We start from the raw sequence: 13892 nt of genomic DNA, 5'->3' as shown, positions 1-13892 counted from the left end.
CCCCCCCCCCCCCCCCCCCCCCCCCCCCCCCCCCCCCCCCCCCCCCCCCCCCCCCCCCCCCCCCCCCCCCCGGCGCGGCGGCGATGGGAATGACCTTGTTGAGGCTGTCGCTGGTGCTCACAAAAACTTTCAAGGCGGGGCACAGGCGCCCCGCCACCGCTCAAGAGGAACTGACTTACTTCGCCGCCGGCTTGTTGGACAAGCCCCAGACGTAGGCCGTCAGCACGTGGATCTGGTCGTCGGTCAGCTTGCCCTTCTGGGCCGGCATCACGTTGTGCTTGCCTTCGTTGACCATCTTGATGATGGCGTCGGCACCCCAGCCATGCAGCCAGACGCCGTCGGTCAGGTTGGGCGCGCCCATGGCGGTGTTGCCCTTGCCGTCCACGCCGTGGCAGGCGGCGCAGGCGCCGAACTTGGACTTGCCCAGCGAGGCTTGAATGCTGTCGTGCGGGCTGCCCGACAGGCTCAGCACGTACTGGGCCAGGTTGCGCACGTCCTCGGACGAGCCCACCGCGGCGGCCATGGGCGGCATCACCCCCTGGCGACCACCTTGGAGGGTGGTCTTGATGACGTCGGGGGCGCCGCCGTAGAGCCAGTCGCCATCGGTCAGGTTGGGGAAGCCCTTGCTGCCGCGCGCGTCCGAGCCGTGGCATTGGGCGCAGTTGTTCATGAACAGGCGCTCGCCCACGGCCATGGCCTGGGCATCGCCCGCCAGTTGCTCGGGCGGCTGGCCGTTGAACTTGGCGTACAGCGGTGCCGTGGCGTCGACCGCCTTTTTCACCTCATCGGCGTGCTGGCCGGCGGACGACCAACCCAGGGTGCCCTTGTAGCTGCCCAGCGTGGGGTAGAGGGCGGCGTACACCAGGGCAAAGATCACCGTGATGACGAAAAGGTAGACCCACCAGCGTGGCAGGGGGTTGTTCATCTCGCGCAAGTCGGTGTCCCACACGTGGCCGGTGGTGTTGTCGCCCGAGGCCTTGACCTTGGTGGTGCCCGAGATCCACAACAGGATCAGGCAGGCAATGATGCTGACCACCGTCAGCCCGGCAACGTACAGGTGCCAGAAGTCGCTTGTGAAGTCGCTCATGATGTTTTCCTTGTGCTTGAACGCGTCTCAGCGATCCACCTCGTCCTGGAACGGCAGCTGGGCGGCGGCTTCGAAGTCGGCCTGGTTGCGGCGCGACCAGGCCCAGGCGCAGATGCCCACGAAGACCGCCAGGCTGATCACGGTCACCACGCTGCGGATGTCGTTGAGGTCCATGGCTGTGTCCTTATTTCATCGCGGTGCCGAGCACCTGCAGGTAGGCCACCAGGGCGTCGAGTTCGGTCTTGCCCTTGACGGCTTCGACCGAGCCCTTGATCTCGTCGTCGGTATAGGGCGCGCCCAGCGTGCGCAGCACCTGCATGCGACGGGGCAGGCCGTTTTCGTTGACGGTGGCCTTCTCCAGCCAGGGGTAGGCCGGCATGTTGGATTCGGGCACCAGGTCGCGCGGGTTGGTCAGGTGGATGCGGTGCCACTCGTCGTTGTAGCGGCCGCCCACGCGCGCCAGATCGGGGCCGGTGCGCTTGGAGCCCCACTGGAAGGGCCGGTCGTAGACGAACTCGCCCGCCACCGAATAGCTGCCGTAGCGCAGCGTCTCGGCGTGGAAGGGACGGATCATCTGCGAGTGGCAGTTGTAGCAACCCTCGCGCACATAGACGTCGCGGCCCGCCAGCTGCAGGGCGGTGTAAGGCTTGAGGCCCTCCACCGGCTGCGTGGTGGATTTCTGGAAGAACAGGGGAACGATTTCCACCAGTCCGCCGACCGCGATCACCAGCACGATGAGCACGATCATGAGGAAGTTGTTGGTTTCGATCCGCTCGTGGGTGAAACCCTTGATGTCGTTGTTGTTGGCCATGTAGGACTCCTAGGGCGCTCAGGCGTGTGCGGCGTTGGCGGCCGGGATGCGGACTTCCGGCACGGCGCCGGCCTGCAGGCCCTGGCGCGCGGTCATGAAGACGTTCCAGGCCATGACCACCATGCCACCCAGGTAGAGCAGGCCGCCGAGCAGGCGGATGACGTAGAAGGGGAAGGTCGCCTTGACCGACTCGACGAAGGTGTAGGTCAGGCTGCCGTCGGGGTTGACCGAGCGCCACATCAGGCCCTGCATCACGCCGGCGATCCACATGGCGGCGATGTAGAGCACGATGCCGATGGTGGCGACCCAGAAGTGCAACTCGATGGCGGGCACCGAATACATCTTCTTCTGGCCGTACAGGCGCGGCACCAGGTAGTACAGCGAACCCATGGTGACCAAGCCGACCCAGCCCAGAGCGCCCGAGTGCACGTGGCCCACGGTCCAGTCGGTGTAATGCGACAGCGCATTGACGGTCTTGATGGACATCATCGGACCTTCGAAGGTCGACATGCCGTAGAAGGACAGCGAGACGATCAGGAAGCGCAGGATGGGGTCGTCACGCAGCTTGTGCCATGCGCCCGACAGGGTCATGATGCCGTTGATCATGCCGCCCCAGCTGGGCGCCAGCAGGATGAGCGAGAACACCATGCCGATGGACTGCGCCCAGTCGGGCAGCGCGGTGTAGTGCAGGTGGTGCGGACCCGCCCACATGTAGGTGAAGATCAGCGCCCAGAAGTGGACGATGGACAGGCGGTAGCTGTAGACCGGGCGCTCGGCCTGCTTGGGGATGAAGTAGTACATCATGCCCAGGAAGCCGGCGGTCAGGAAGAAGCCCACCGCGTTGTGGCCGTACCACCACTGGACCATGGCGTCCTGCACACCGGCGTAGGCCGAGTAGGACTTGAACAGGTCGACGGGAATGGCGGCGCTGTTGACCAGGTGCAGCACGGCCACGGCCAGGATGAAGGCGCCGAAGAACCAGTTGGCCACGTAGATGTGGCGCACCTTGCGCATGCCGACGGTGCCGAAGAAGACGATGGCGTAGGACACCCAGACCAGGGTGATCAGGATGTCGATGGGCCACTCCAGCTCGGCGTACTCCTTGCCGCTGGTGTAGCCCAGCGGCAGGGTGATGGCGGCCAGCACGATGACCAGTTGCCAGCCCCAGAAGGTGAAGGCGGCCAGCGGCGCGCAAAACAACCTCACCTGGTTGGTCCGCTGGACCACGTAGTAGCTGCTGGCGAACAGCGCGCAGCCACCGAAGGCGAAGATCACCGCGTTGGTGTGCAGCGGGCGCAGCCGGCCATAGCTCAACCAGGAAATGCCCAGGTTCAGCTCTGGCCAGGTCAGCTGGGCGGCAATGATGACGCCCACCAGCATCCCCACCACGCCCCAGACCACGGCCATGATGGAAAACTGCCTGACGACTTTGTCGTTGTAGACCGCCGACTGGCTGGCCTTTGTATTCACAGACATACAGAAACTCCTCTCAATAATCCTTGGCCGAGTGTCACCGGCCGTCCGCCACAGGGGATTGACCTAGGTCAATCGCTGTCGAGAATGCGTTCGCCCTCGCGCTCGACGTGGTCGAACTGGCCGCTGTGCAGCGCCCAGCCGAACAGCGCGATGATGCCGAGCACCAGCAGCACCGAGAGGGGAATGAGAAGGTAGAGAACGTCCACGGGAGCCCTTTCTGGGTGTCAAGCTGCCCGGCTCGCCAAGGATGCGGCGGCCAGCACGGGTGTGGCGGCTTCACCACGGCGGGCCAGCCGCAGCGCGTTGCCGATCACGAACAGTGAGCTCCCTGCCATGCCCAGGCCCGCGAGCCAGGGCGGCATCCAACCGACCAGTGCCAGGGGCACGCAGACCGCGTTGTAGACCGCGGCCCAGGTCAGGTTCTGACGCACGATGCGCATGGTAGCCCGGGATTGTGCAAATGCGTCGGCCACGTCGGCCAGGCGCCCGCCCTGCAGCACGAAGTCGGACTGCGCCTGGGCCAGCGGCAGGGCGTGGCCCAGCGCCAGCGAGGTGTCGGCGCGGGCGAGCACCGGGCCGTCGTTGAGGCCGTCGCCCACCATGGCCACCCGCAGGCCCCTGGCCTGCAGGGCTTCGATGTCCTGCAGCTTCTGTTCGGGGCTGGCGCTGGCGACCACGTCGCGTATGCCCACCTCCTGCGCGACGCGGCGCACCGCCACCAGGTGGTCGCCCGACAGCAGCCGCACCTGCAGGCCCTCGGCCAGCAGGCGCACCACGGTGGCTGCGGCGTCGGGGCGCAAGGCCTCGTCCAGCACAAAGGTGGCCAGCCAGCCGTCGCCATCGCTCAGGTGGGCGCGGGGCGCGCCATGCGGGTTGACGCCCCGCGCGGCCAGCACCAAGTCGTCCACCCCACAGAAACGGGGCGAACCCAGGCGCAGTTCGCGGCCGTTGTCCAGCACGCCGAGCATGCCCTGCCCCATCGTTTCGGTGACGGTCATGGCGGCCATGGCCGGTGCCGGCACCGGCGCGCTTTCGGCGTGGGCGCGGGCGATGGCGCGCGCCACCGGGTGGCGTGATCCACCGGCCAGCGCCGCCGCCAGCGCCAGGGCGCGCGGCCGCGTCATGCCCTCGCGGGTGTGCACGGCGGTCAGCCGCGCGCGGTCCTCGGTCAGGGTGCCGGTCTTGTCGAACACCACCACGTCCACGCTGGCCAGTGCTTCGAAGGCCTGCAGGCGACGCACCAGCACCCCACGACGGGCCAACGCGCCGGCCGAGGCCAGCATGGCAGCTGGCGTGGCCAGCGACAGCGCGCACGGACAGGTCACGATCAGCACAGCCACCGCCGTGGCGATGGCGCGGTGCGGATCGGTGGGCCACCAGTACAGGGCCGCACCGGCCGCGGCCAGCAGCACCAGCACCAGGAAGGGCCCGGCCAAACGGTCGGCCAGCACGGCCAGGCGCGGCTTGTCGGTGGCGGCGCGCTCCATCAGGGCCACGATCTGGGCGAAGCGGGTGTCGGCGCCCACGGCCGTCAAACGCACACGCACCGGGCCTGCGAGGTTGAAGCTGCCGGCCACCACGATCTCGCCCTGGCGGCGGGTCACGGGGCGGGCCTCGCCGGTCAGCAGGGCCTCGTCGATGCTGGCGCTGCCCTCGACCAGCTCGCCATCGCCAGGAAAGGCCTGGCCTGCCAGGACCCGCACGACGTCGCCCTGGCGCAGGCGGCGCACGGCCACCTGCTCGTGGCCGCCGCCAGCCAGTTCGCGCTCGCAGGTCTCGGGCAGGCGGCTGACCAGCGCGTCCAGCGCGCCAGCGGTGCGGTCGCGCGCCTTGAGTTCCAGGTAGCGGCCACCAAGCAGGAAAAACACGAACATCGTGAGGGAGTCGAACCAAACCTCCGCGCCCCAGGGGCCAGTGGGCTCCAGCGTGGCCGCCGTGCTGACGAGGAAGGTCACCAGGATGCCCAGGGACACCGGCGTGTCCATGCCCACGCGGCCCTGGCGCAGGTCGCGCCAGGCGCCGGCGAAAAACGGCCCGCTGGCGAACAGCACCACCGGCACGCTGACCACCCAGCTTGCCCAGCTGAGCAGTTGCGCGATGTCGGCCGGTATCTCGCCCGGCTCGGTGACGTAGGACGGCCACGCGTACATCATGACCTGCATCATGCAGAAGCCGGCCACGAACAGACGCCACAGCGCCTTGCGTGTCTCGGCCAGGCGCTGGCCCAGGCTGAAGGCCTGCGACAGCGGCAGCAGGCGGTAACCCGCGCGCCCCACCGCGCCGGACAGGGCGGACAGGCGCGCCAGCGCCGGGTCCCATTGCAGGCTCAGCCGTCGGCTGGCGGCATTGACCTCGGCCCGCAGCACGCCAGGCTGGGACAACAGCACCGCCTCCACCGTGTCGGCGCAGGCCGCGCAGTGCATGCCCTGCACCACCAGCAGCGACGTGGCCGCGCCCCCCTGGGCCGGGTCGGCGAAGTCGGTGAAGGCGCGTTGCTCGTCCGGATCGTCGAGCGCCGAAAAATCGTCGTTCACCTCCAGCGAACCCGTCGGCAGGGACGGCCCGCCGATGGCCGCTCCCTGGCCCACGGGCGCCTCGGGCCAGGGCGGGGGAACGCTCGCGCGGGCGGCATCGGTCATGGACGCCAAGCTTAAGTCAAACCACCGCACACGTGCTTGATTTAGGTCAAGGCGGGCCGGCTCCGTGCTGCTAGCCTTGGACTTGGAAAGCCAAGGGGGCTGCGCCACAATGGCACGGCCCCTCCCACAACACAAAGGACACACCATGTACAAGCGCATCCTGGTTGCAACCGACGGCTCCAAGCTGTCGCAAAAAGCGGTCGAACATGGTCTGGCGCTGGCCGACCTGACCGGCGCCGAGCTGGTGGCGCTGAAGGTGATCCCGCGCTACCCGCAGACCTACTTCGAAGGTGGCGTGGCCCTGGCCGCGGCCGAGATCAGCAAGATCGAAGCGCAGTGGCAGGAAGAGGCCATGCAGGTGGTCAACGCCGTCAAGGCGGCGGGCCAGAAACGCGAGATCAAGGTCAAGGCCATCACCGCCAAGTCCGATCTGGTTTCAGAGGCCATCATCGCCAACGCCAAGCGCAGCAAGTGCGACCTGATCGTCATGGCCTCGCACGGCCGCCGCGGCATCAAGCGCCTGCTGCTGGGCAGCGAAACCACCCAGGTGCTGACACACTCGCACATCCCCGTGCTGGTGTTGCGCTGACGGAGCACGTCAACGTGGCTGGCGCAGGGCCGCCAGCAAGGTCTCGCGCAGCCAGCGGTGCGCGGGGTCGCCATGCTGGCGCGGGTGCCAGGCCAGGCGCAGCGGCGAAGCCGGCAGCTTCAGCGGCAGCTTGAACATGTGCAGCCCCAGCGATGCGCCCATGGCACGCGCGGTCCGCTCGGGCGCGCAGGCCACCAGGTCCGAGCGGGCGCACACGATCAGCGCGGCAAACACGCTGGGCACCACCAGCACGGTGTTGCGCTGCAGGCCGTGCGCCGCCAGTTCGACGTCGACGGCCGACGCCTCGCCCGGATGGGTCAGCACCTCCACATGCCGGGCGGCGGCAAAACGCCGCGCCGTCACCCGTCCCTGGGCCATTGGGTGGTCGGCGGCCACCAGCCCCAGCAGGTTGCGGTCGGCAAGAGGTTCGACCACCAGTTCCGGGTCCTGTCGGTGGCCTGAACCCAAATCCAGGTCGATGCGGCCCTCGCGCAGGCCGGCCGGGTCGTGGTGGCTCTCGGGCAGGAACTGCAGGCTGGACAGCGGCATGTGCTGCGTCAATGCCCGCACCAGCGTGACCCCATAACCCACCGACATGCCCTCGGCCGCGCGCAGCACAAAGCGGCGCCGCACCTGGGACAGATCGCCCGTGTCCAAGCGCTTGCGCAGCGCATCGGCCTGGGCCAGCAACTGCTTGACCGGTTCCGCCAGGCCCTGGGCCCGGACGGTGGGCACCAGCCGCCGCCCGGCCCGCACCAGCAACGGGTCGGCAAACGCCTCCCGCAGGCGCGCCAATGTGTGGCTCATGGCCGGCGTGCTCAGGTGCATGCGCTCGGCCGCGCCGGTCACGCTGCCGGTGCTCAGCAACGCGTCCAGCGCGCGCAGCAGGTTGAGGTCGTAATCTTTCATCTGGTGCAAGTATGTGTTCCAAACATTGCACTGTACAGACATGAAAACGCCCGCGACACTGCGGCCATGACCCACCCCGCCCTGCCCTCGCCCACCACCAGGCCCCTGCTCGCCTTCGCCATGCTGGTCGTGGTGCTGGTGCTGGCCGCGCTCGACCAGACCATCCTGTCCACCGCGCTGCCGGCCATCGCGCACGACCTGCCCGGCACGCTGCCGCTGGCATGGGTGTTCTCGGCCTACCTGCTGGCCGCCACGGTGGTGATCGCGCTCTATGGCCGCCTGGCCGACGTTCTGGGCCGCAAGCCCATGCTGCTGCTGGCCATCGCCCTGTTCCTGCTGGGCTCGCTGGCTTGCGGCGCCAGCCAGACCCTCGCGCAACTGGTGATGGCGCGTGCGCTGCAGGGCGCGGGTGGTGGTGGCCTGTTGACGCTGACCATGTTGACCGTGGCCAGCCTGTTCCCGCCGGAACAACGTGGGCGCTACCAGTCCATGCTGGGCGCGAGCTACGGTGTCGCCACCATGTTCGGCCCGCTGCTGGGCGGCTGGCTGGTGGAGCACGTCTCCTGGCACTGGGCGTTCTGGATCAACGTGCCGCTGGCCTTGCTGGCCTGGCTGGTGCTGGCCCGCACGACGCCGCGTTCGCCACGGCAGGCGGCATCCATCGATGGGTGGGGCGCGGCCACGCTGACGCTGGCGCTGGTCGCCACGCTGCTGGCCACACAGCACGGCAAGCTGCAACTGCCCGCCTGGCTGTCGCTGGGCGTGCTGCTGGCCGTCGCCGCCAAGGCCGGTGCCGCCTTCGTCTGGCGCCAGTTCCGCGCCGGGCATCCGCTGGTGCCGCCCGGCCTGTTTCGCCACCCCGCCTACACCGCCACGGCCGCCATCGGCCTGTGTTCCGGCGTGGCAATGTACGCCGCCGTGGTCTTCGTGCCGCAGTACCTGCAAACCATGCTGCACCTGTCGCCCACGGCGTCGGCTTGGCATCTGTTGCCGCTGATGGCCGGCATCACCGCCGCCGCCGTCACCAGTGGCAAGCTGCTGCGCGCGCAGGTGGCCGCCCGCCGGCTGGCCGGTGTGGGCAGCGCCTTGCTGCTGCTGTCCTTCCTGGCATTGGCGCTGTCGCTGGCCTGGGCCCCCGCCTCGGCGCCACTCATCTCGGCCTGCTTGCTGCCGGCCGGCATGGGCCTGGGCCTGCTGTTTCCCATCGTCACGGTGGTGTCGCAGCGCAGCTCGCCGCCACAGTTCATGGGCATCGCCACGGCCACCCCCGTGATGCTGCGCAGCCTGGGCGGCAGCCTCGGCGTGGCGCTGATGGCCGGGCTGCTGGGCACGCGCATGGCCGATGGCCTGCAGGCGGTGTTCGCCTGCGCGTCGCTGGCCGCGCTCGCCGCCCTGCTGTGCAGCCGCTGGCTGGCACCTCTGGCGTCAGCGCCTCAGCGCGCACCGGGGGCAAACAGCGTGGCGTAGCGTTCGCGCAGCAGGTTCTTCTGCACCTTGCCCATGGTGTTGCGTGGCAGTTCCGCCACCACGAAGCAACGCTTGGGGATCTTGAAGTTGGCCAGCTTGGCCTTGAGGTCGGCGATGATGCGATCGGCGTCCAGCGTTGCGCCGGCCTTGGCGATCACCACCACCACGCCCACCTCGCCAAAGTCGGGATGGGGCACGCCAACCACCGCGCTCTCGGCCACGCCGGGCATGTCGTTGATGTAGCCCTCGATCTCGGCCGGGTAGACGTTGTAGCCGCCGCTGATGATGAGGTCCTTGCTGCGCCCGACGATGGTGACATAACCCCGCTCGTCCACCTTGCCCACGTCACCGGTCTTGAAGAAGCAGTCGGCGGTGAACTCCTCGGCGGTCTTTTCCGGCATGCGCCAGTAGCCCTTGAAGATGTTGGGTCCACGCACCTGGATGGCGCCGATGTCGCCCACCGGCAGCGGCTTGTTGTTGTCGCCTGCGACGCGCAGCTCGACGCCCGGCAGGGGGAAACCCACCGTACCACCTCGACGCTCGCTCTGACCGCCAAAACGCGCGTCGGCCGCATAGGGGTTGGAGGTCAGCATGGCGGTTTCGCTCATGCCGTAGCGCTCCAGGATGGTGTGGCCGGTGCGCCCGCGCCAGTCGTTGAAGGTCTCGATCAGCAACGGTGCCGAGCCCGACACGAACAGGCGCATGTGGGCCGTGGCCTCGCGCGTGAGACCGGCCTCGCCCAGCATGCGCACGTACAGCGTGGGCACGCCCATGAAGACGGTCGCCTCTGCCATCCAGGCGATCGCGCGCCTGGGGTCGAACTTGGCCATCCACAGGATCTTGCTGCCGTTGATCAGGGCGCCGTGCAGGGCCACGAACAGGCCGTGGACATGGAAGATGGGCAGCGCGTGGATCAGCACGTCACCCGGCTTCCAGCCCCAGTAGTCCTTGAGCACACGCGCGTTGGACAGCAGGTTGTCGTGCGACAACATGGCTCCCTTGCTGCGGCCGGTGGTGCCGCTGGTGTAGAGGATGGCGGCCAGATCGTCGGGGTCACGCGCCACCACGGTGTGTTGGTCGCTGCAGTGCGCCGCGCGCTCCAGCAGCGAGCCGCTGCGGTCGTCGCCGAGCGTGAACACATGCTGCGTGCCGGCCCTGAAGGCAATCTTGCTGACCCAGCCGAAGTTGACCGGCGAACAGACCACCACCGCCGGCTCGGCGTTGGTGATGAAGTAGTCGATTTCGGCGCTCTGGTAGGCGGTGTTGAGCGGCAAGAACACGTGGCCCGCCCGCAGCGTGGCCAGGTACAGCACCACCGCCTCCACCGATTTCTCCACCTGCACCGCAATGCGCGAGGCCGGCGGGATGTCCAGCGAACCGAGCAGGTTGGCCACCATGGCGGTGGCGCGGTCGATGTCACGCCAAGAGTAGGCCAGCCCGTTGTCGGTTTCGATGGCCGTGCGGTCCAGATCGGCGGGAAAGGCGGCCCGCAGGGCGGCAAAGAGGTTGTGTTGGCTCATAGGAGTATCGCGTGAAAAAAATCTGTGACCCGCCCCGAAGGGCACATGCTCAGGCACGCCCCAACCCCACCCGGGAATGCGGCGGAGCCGGCTTCGCCGGTCCGCTCGCATCGCCCGCTGGGAGGATGACGCCGCAGGCGGCGCGGGGGGTTAGTCAAACTTCGCGCCCGACGCTTTGACCACCGCCGCCCAGCGTTTGACCTCGTCGCTGACGAAGCCGCTGAACTGCTGCGGTGTCAGGCTGGCAAACTCGGCGCCGTTGTTGGCCCAGGCGGTCTTGACATCGTCGCTGGCGCCACAGCGGCGGATCTCCTCGCCGATGCGGGCCAGCACGTCGGGTGGCGTGCCCTTGGGTGCCCAGACGCCGTACCAGGTGGTCACGGTGTAGTCGGGCAGACCCACCTCGGCGGCCGAGGGCACGTCGGGGAAGGCCGGGTTGCGCTTGTTGCCCGAGACCATGAGGGCCTTGACGCGGCCGCTCTTGATGTGGGTGGCCGAGGAGCCCAGGCCATCGAACATCATGTCCACCTGGCCACCGACCAGGTCGCGCAGGGCCGGGCCGGCCCCGGTGTAGGGGATGTGGGTGATGAAGGTCTTGCTCTGCTGCTTGAACAGCTCGCCCGCCAGGTGGTGCGAGGTGCCGGTGCCCGCCGAGCCGTAGTTGTATTTGCCCGGGTTCTTGCGCATCAGCTCCAGAAACGCCTTGAAGTCGGGCACGTTGACGTTCTTGGGATTGACCACCACCACCTGCGGTACGTTGGCCACCAGGGCGATGGGCACGAAGTCCTTTTCGATGTCGTAGTCCAGCTTGGGGTACATCGAGGGCGCAATGGCGTGGTGCACGGCGCCCATGAAGAGGGTGTAGCCATCGGGCGCGGCCCGCGACGCGATGCCCGCCCCCAGGGTACCGCCCGCGCCCCCGCGGTTGTCGATCACCAGTTGGCGGCCGGTGAGCTTGGCGAAGGCCGCAGACAGCGGGCGTGCAAATGCGTCGGTGCCTCCACCGGCCGGGAAGGGCACGACCATGGTCACGGGCTTGTTCGGCCAGGCGTTCTGGGCGTGGGCCGGCACGTGGCCCAGCGTGCCCAGCGCGCCCCAACCGGCCAGGGCCGAGGCTTGGCGCAGCAGGCTGCGGCGGTCAAGAGAGTGGTTCATCGTTTGTCTCCAGTCGTTATGGGGGCCGGGTGGTTCCGGCCGGTTGGGAAATCGCGCGGGCGGTCGGGCTCAGGCCTTCAGCAGGGCCTCCACATCACCCGACATGGGAATGCGGCCCTGGGCCAGCTGGGCACGGTGGCGGTCCAGCCGTTTCAGATCGTAGAGGTAGTTGACCATCAGGCCGTAGGACTGCTTGAGCCCCTTGGGCGAGGGGTCACCGGCCCAGTTGAGCCGCTCGACGCGGGCGCCATTGCCGAGGTGGAAACGCGCCACTGGGTCCAGCGGCTTGCCTTCCTGCCACTGCTGGCCCAGGTAACGCGCGGCGGCCGCCATCAGGAAACGGCGCACCGGCGACTTGGCGTCCAGCGCCAGCGGCTTGTCCAGCGCGGCCAGCAGGTGTTCGGCGGCAGGTGGTTCGTAGCCCACCGCGCGCCCGAGTTCACGCAGCTCGCGCGTGTCCAGCCGGGCCAGCTCGGCGCCCGCCTGGCGAGCCAGCCAGCCCCGCAGACCGGGGATGGGGGACAGCGTGGCGAAAGTCTTGAGCTGCGGGAATTCCTGCTTGAGCGTGTCCACCACGTTCTTGATCAGGGAATCGCCAAAACTCACGCCGCGCAGGCCCACCTGCGTGTTGCTGATGGAATAGAAGATGGCGGTGGTGGCCTTCCTGAGGTCGGCGGCGGCGGCCGACTCGTCCAGCAGCGGCACGATGTCGCTGGCGATCTCGTCGACCAGCGCCACCTCGACGAAGATCAACGGCACACCCGGCAGGCGCGGGTGGAAGAAGCCGTAGCAGCGGCGGTCGCTGTCCAGGCGGTTCTTGACGTCGGCCCAGCTCTTGATGTCGTGCACCGCCTCGTACTGGATGAGCTTCTCGATCAGCGAGGCCGGCGAGTCCCAGCTGATGCGGCGCAGGTCGAGGAAACCGACGTCGAACCAAGTCGAGAACATGTACTCCATCTCGACGTCCAGCGCCTGAAGGCGTTTGTCGTTCCTGAGCTGGGATTGCAGCTCAGCGCGCAGGTCGACCAGGAACTGCACGCCGCCGGGGTAGACGCTGAACCGCTGCAGCAACCTGCGCCGTGGCGACACCGTGGCGCGCCGGTAGTGCACCTCGGCGGCGGCTTCGTCGGGCGTGCCCAGGGCCGCGGCGTAGCGGGCCTGGGCCTCGGCGGTCTTCTTCGGGTCGGCCACGAACATTTCGCTCATCAGCAGCCAGAGGTCGCGCCGGCGCGCCGGCGTGGCACCCGCGTACCACGCGGCCATGGTCATGGCCCGGCGCCCGCCCTCGACCTCGCTCACCCGTGGGTCGATGATCGCCCGCAGCTCCTCCAGCACGCGCCGCAGCATGCGCGGTGACAAGGCCTCGTCGCCGTGGCGCAGCGTGGCCTCCAGGCGCTCGCGCGTGGAGCGGGCGCCTGGCTTGCCGCGCCCGGCGACCGGGGCCGACGATGGGCTGGCAGCCGCGGTCACCGCCCGTGCCTCCTCCGCGCGGGGCGGCTTGGACGGCAACAGCTTGGAGACTCTGCGACCGATCCATTCAGTGGTGTTGCTCATGACAGCAGGCCTCGGGGTTGTTGACGGGAGAGTTCGCGCAGCGCCTCGCGCTGGCGCAGCAAGTGGGTGCGCATGGCCGCCTCGGCGCCGCTGCCGTCACGCGCCTGCAAGGCGGCGAACACGGCCATGTGTTCGGACAGGCTTTGCTCCATGCGGCCTTCGACACGCAGCGACTGCTGGCGCGACAGGCGCAGGATCTTGCGCAAATCGGCGATCACCTGGGCCAGCCAGCGGTTGTCCGCCAGCTCGATGATGGCTTCGTGGATGACGTGGTTGGCTTCGTAGTAGGCGGCGATGTGGCCAGCCTGGGCGCAGTCGCGCAGACGCTGGTGCAACCCGTCCAGCGCCCGCAGGTCGGCGTCGCTCACGCGCGCGGCGGCCTCATAGGCACAACGCCCTTCGAGCAGCGCGATGACCGGGAAGATCTCGTCCAGATCGCGCTCGGTCACCTCGTTGACGAAGCAGCCCCGGCGCGGCTCGTGGCGCATCAGGCCCTCGGCGGTCAGGACCTTGAGCGCCTCCCGCAGGGGCGTGCGCGAAATCGCCATCCGCGTGCACAGCGCCGGCTCGTCGATGAAGGAACCGGGGGGCACTTCGCCGCTGTAGATCAGCTCGCGCAGGCGGGTCGCCACCTCTTCGTGAAGTGACTGCGGTGCGGCGTGGGTGGATGCGCTTGTCATAATTT

13 protein-coding genes are annotated in these 13892 nt (G+C 68.6%); 2 read left to right on the top strand and 11 right to left on the bottom strand.

Going from position 1 to position 13892, the window contains the following annotated elements:
• Positions 1-175: 175 nt before the first annotated feature.
• The 6 genes from ccoP to AAHB17_RS21130 form a co-directional block, all read right to left on the bottom strand.
• Entirely contained in the window at positions 176-1087 is a 912-nt protein-coding gene (gene ccoP, locus AAHB17_RS21155; protein WP_342132905.1) for a cytochrome-c oxidase, cbb3-type subunit III, read from the bottom strand.
• 27 nt (positions 1088-1114) lie between these two features.
• Positions 1115-1261, bottom strand: a complete 147-nt coding sequence (locus AAHB17_RS21150) for a cbb3-type cytochrome oxidase subunit 3 (protein WP_342132904.1) — start codon at positions 1259-1261, stop codon at positions 1115-1117.
• Between the two features lie 10 nt (positions 1262-1271).
• Positions 1272-1898 carry a cytochrome-c oxidase, cbb3-type subunit II gene (ccoO, locus tag AAHB17_RS21145; RefSeq protein ID WP_342132903.1) on the bottom strand — a complete coding sequence of 209 codons (627 nt, stop codon included), beginning with the start codon at positions 1896-1898 and terminating at the stop codon, positions 1272-1274.
• Between the two features lie 18 nt (positions 1899-1916).
• Positions 1917-3374 carry a cytochrome-c oxidase, cbb3-type subunit I gene (gene ccoN / locus AAHB17_RS21140; protein ID WP_446719638.1) on the bottom strand — a complete coding sequence of 486 codons (1458 nt, stop codon included), beginning with the start codon at positions 3372-3374 and terminating at the stop codon, positions 1917-1919.
• A gap of 68 nt (positions 3375-3442) precedes the next feature.
• Entirely contained in the window at positions 3443-3580 is a 138-nt protein-coding gene (gene ccoS / locus AAHB17_RS21135) for a cbb3-type cytochrome oxidase assembly protein CcoS (RefSeq protein ID WP_342132902.1), read from the bottom strand.
• Positions 3581-3598: 18 nt separating this feature from the next.
• Positions 3599-6013 carry a heavy metal translocating P-type ATPase gene (locus tag AAHB17_RS21130; protein WP_342132900.1) on the bottom strand — a complete coding sequence of 805 codons (2415 nt, stop codon included), beginning with the start codon at positions 6011-6013 and terminating at the stop codon, positions 3599-3601.
• Between the two features lie 145 nt (positions 6014-6158).
• On the opposite strand from AAHB17_RS21130, the gene AAHB17_RS21125 reads away from it, so the two are divergent.
• Complete coding sequence (locus AAHB17_RS21125; RefSeq protein WP_342132898.1) at positions 6159-6602, top strand: universal stress protein; 444 nt, start codon at positions 6159-6161, stop codon at positions 6600-6602.
• A 9-nt stretch (positions 6603-6611) separates the two neighbouring features.
• On the opposite strand, the gene AAHB17_RS21120 is transcribed toward AAHB17_RS21125, so the two are convergent.
• Entirely contained in the window at positions 6612-7511 is a 900-nt protein-coding gene (locus AAHB17_RS21120) for a LysR family transcriptional regulator (RefSeq protein ID WP_342132897.1), read from the bottom strand.
• 66 nt (positions 7512-7577) lie between these two features.
• On the opposite strand from AAHB17_RS21120, the gene AAHB17_RS21115 reads away from it, so the two are divergent.
• A complete protein-coding gene (locus AAHB17_RS21115; protein WP_342132896.1) occupies positions 7578-8978 on the top strand; it encodes an MFS transporter in 1401 nt (466 codons plus the stop codon).
• On the opposite strand, the gene AAHB17_RS21110 is transcribed toward AAHB17_RS21115, so the two are convergent.
• The 4 genes from AAHB17_RS21110 to AAHB17_RS21095 form a co-directional block, all read right to left on the bottom strand.
• The gene (locus AAHB17_RS21110; RefSeq protein WP_342132895.1) at positions 8945-10498 is read right to left on the bottom strand and encodes a malonate--CoA ligase; all 1554 of its coding nucleotides are present in this window, start codon (positions 10496-10498) and stop codon (positions 8945-8947) included. The genes AAHB17_RS21115 and AAHB17_RS21110 overlap by 34 nt on opposite strands.
• Positions 10499-10648: 150 nt before the next feature.
• Complete coding sequence (locus AAHB17_RS21105) at positions 10649-11653, bottom strand: Bug family tripartite tricarboxylate transporter substrate binding protein (RefSeq protein ID WP_342132894.1); 1005 nt, start codon at positions 11651-11653, stop codon at positions 10649-10651.
• A gap of 69 nt (positions 11654-11722) precedes the next feature.
• Positions 11723-13207 (bottom strand): malonyl-CoA decarboxylase domain-containing protein, encoded by a 1485-nt coding sequence (locus AAHB17_RS21100; RefSeq protein WP_342132893.1) that lies wholly within the window; start codon positions 13205-13207, stop codon positions 11723-11725.
• Positions 13204-13887 carry a GntR family transcriptional regulator gene (locus AAHB17_RS21095; RefSeq protein WP_342132891.1) on the bottom strand — a complete coding sequence of 228 codons (684 nt, stop codon included), beginning with the start codon at positions 13885-13887 and terminating at the stop codon, positions 13204-13206. The genes AAHB17_RS21100 and AAHB17_RS21095 overlap by 4 nt, the downstream gene beginning before the upstream one ends.
• Between the last annotated feature and the right edge of the window lie 5 nt (positions 13888-13892).

It is taken from the genome of Hydrogenophaga sp. OTU3427 (assembly GCF_038440225.1).
In the GTDB taxonomy this organism is placed as follows: Bacteria; Pseudomonadota; Gammaproteobacteria; order Burkholderiales; family Burkholderiaceae_C; genus Hydrogenophaga.
Note: the sequence above shows the minus strand (reverse complement) of the source record. Positions and strands in the feature narration are given on the sequence as shown.

What these genes read in the sequence shown, in the direction of transcription:
- AAHB17_RS21130 (WP_342132900.1), bottom strand. Translation starts at nt 6,013, where the DNA reads ATGACCGATGCCGCCCGCGCGAGCGTTCCCCCGCCCTGGCCCGAGGCG.
- AAHB17_RS21115 (WP_342132896.1), top strand. Translation starts at nt 7,578, where the DNA reads ATGACCCACCCCGCCCTGCCCTCGCCCACCACCAGGCCCCTGCTCGCC.
- AAHB17_RS21100 (WP_342132893.1), bottom strand. Translation starts at nt 13,207, where the DNA reads ATGAGCAACACCACTGAATGGATCGGTCGCAGAGTCTCCAAGCTGTTG.
- AAHB17_RS21125 (WP_342132898.1), top strand. Translation starts at nt 6,159, where the DNA reads ATGTACAAGCGCATCCTGGTTGCAACCGACGGCTCCAAGCTGTCGCAA.
- AAHB17_RS21105 (WP_342132894.1), bottom strand. Translation starts at nt 11,653, where the DNA reads ATGAACCACTCTCTTGACCGCCGCAGCCTGCTGCGCCAAGCCTCGGCC.
- AAHB17_RS21120 (WP_342132897.1), bottom strand. Translation starts at nt 7,511, where the DNA reads ATGAAAGATTACGACCTCAACCTGCTGCGCGCGCTGGACGCGTTGCTG.
- AAHB17_RS21095 (WP_342132891.1), bottom strand. Translation starts at nt 13,887, where the DNA reads ATGACAAGCGCATCCACCCACGCCGCACCGCAGTCACTTCACGAAGAG.
- AAHB17_RS21110 (WP_342132895.1), bottom strand. Translation starts at nt 10,498, where the DNA reads ATGAGCCAACACAACCTCTTTGCCGCCCTGCGGGCCGCCTTTCCCGCC.
- AAHB17_RS21150 (WP_342132904.1), bottom strand. Translation starts at nt 1,261, where the DNA reads ATGGACCTCAACGACATCCGCAGCGTGGTGACCGTGATCAGCCTGGCG.
- ccoN (WP_446719638.1), bottom strand. Translation starts at nt 3,374, where the DNA reads ATGTCTGTGAATACAAAGGCCAGCCAGTCGGCGGTCTACAACGACAAA.
- ccoO (WP_342132903.1), bottom strand. Translation starts at nt 1,898, where the DNA reads ATGGCCAACAACAACGACATCAAGGGTTTCACCCACGAGCGGATCGAA.
- ccoP (WP_342132905.1), bottom strand. Translation starts at nt 1,087, where the DNA reads ATGAGCGACTTCACAAGCGACTTCTGGCACCTGTACGTTGCCGGGCTG.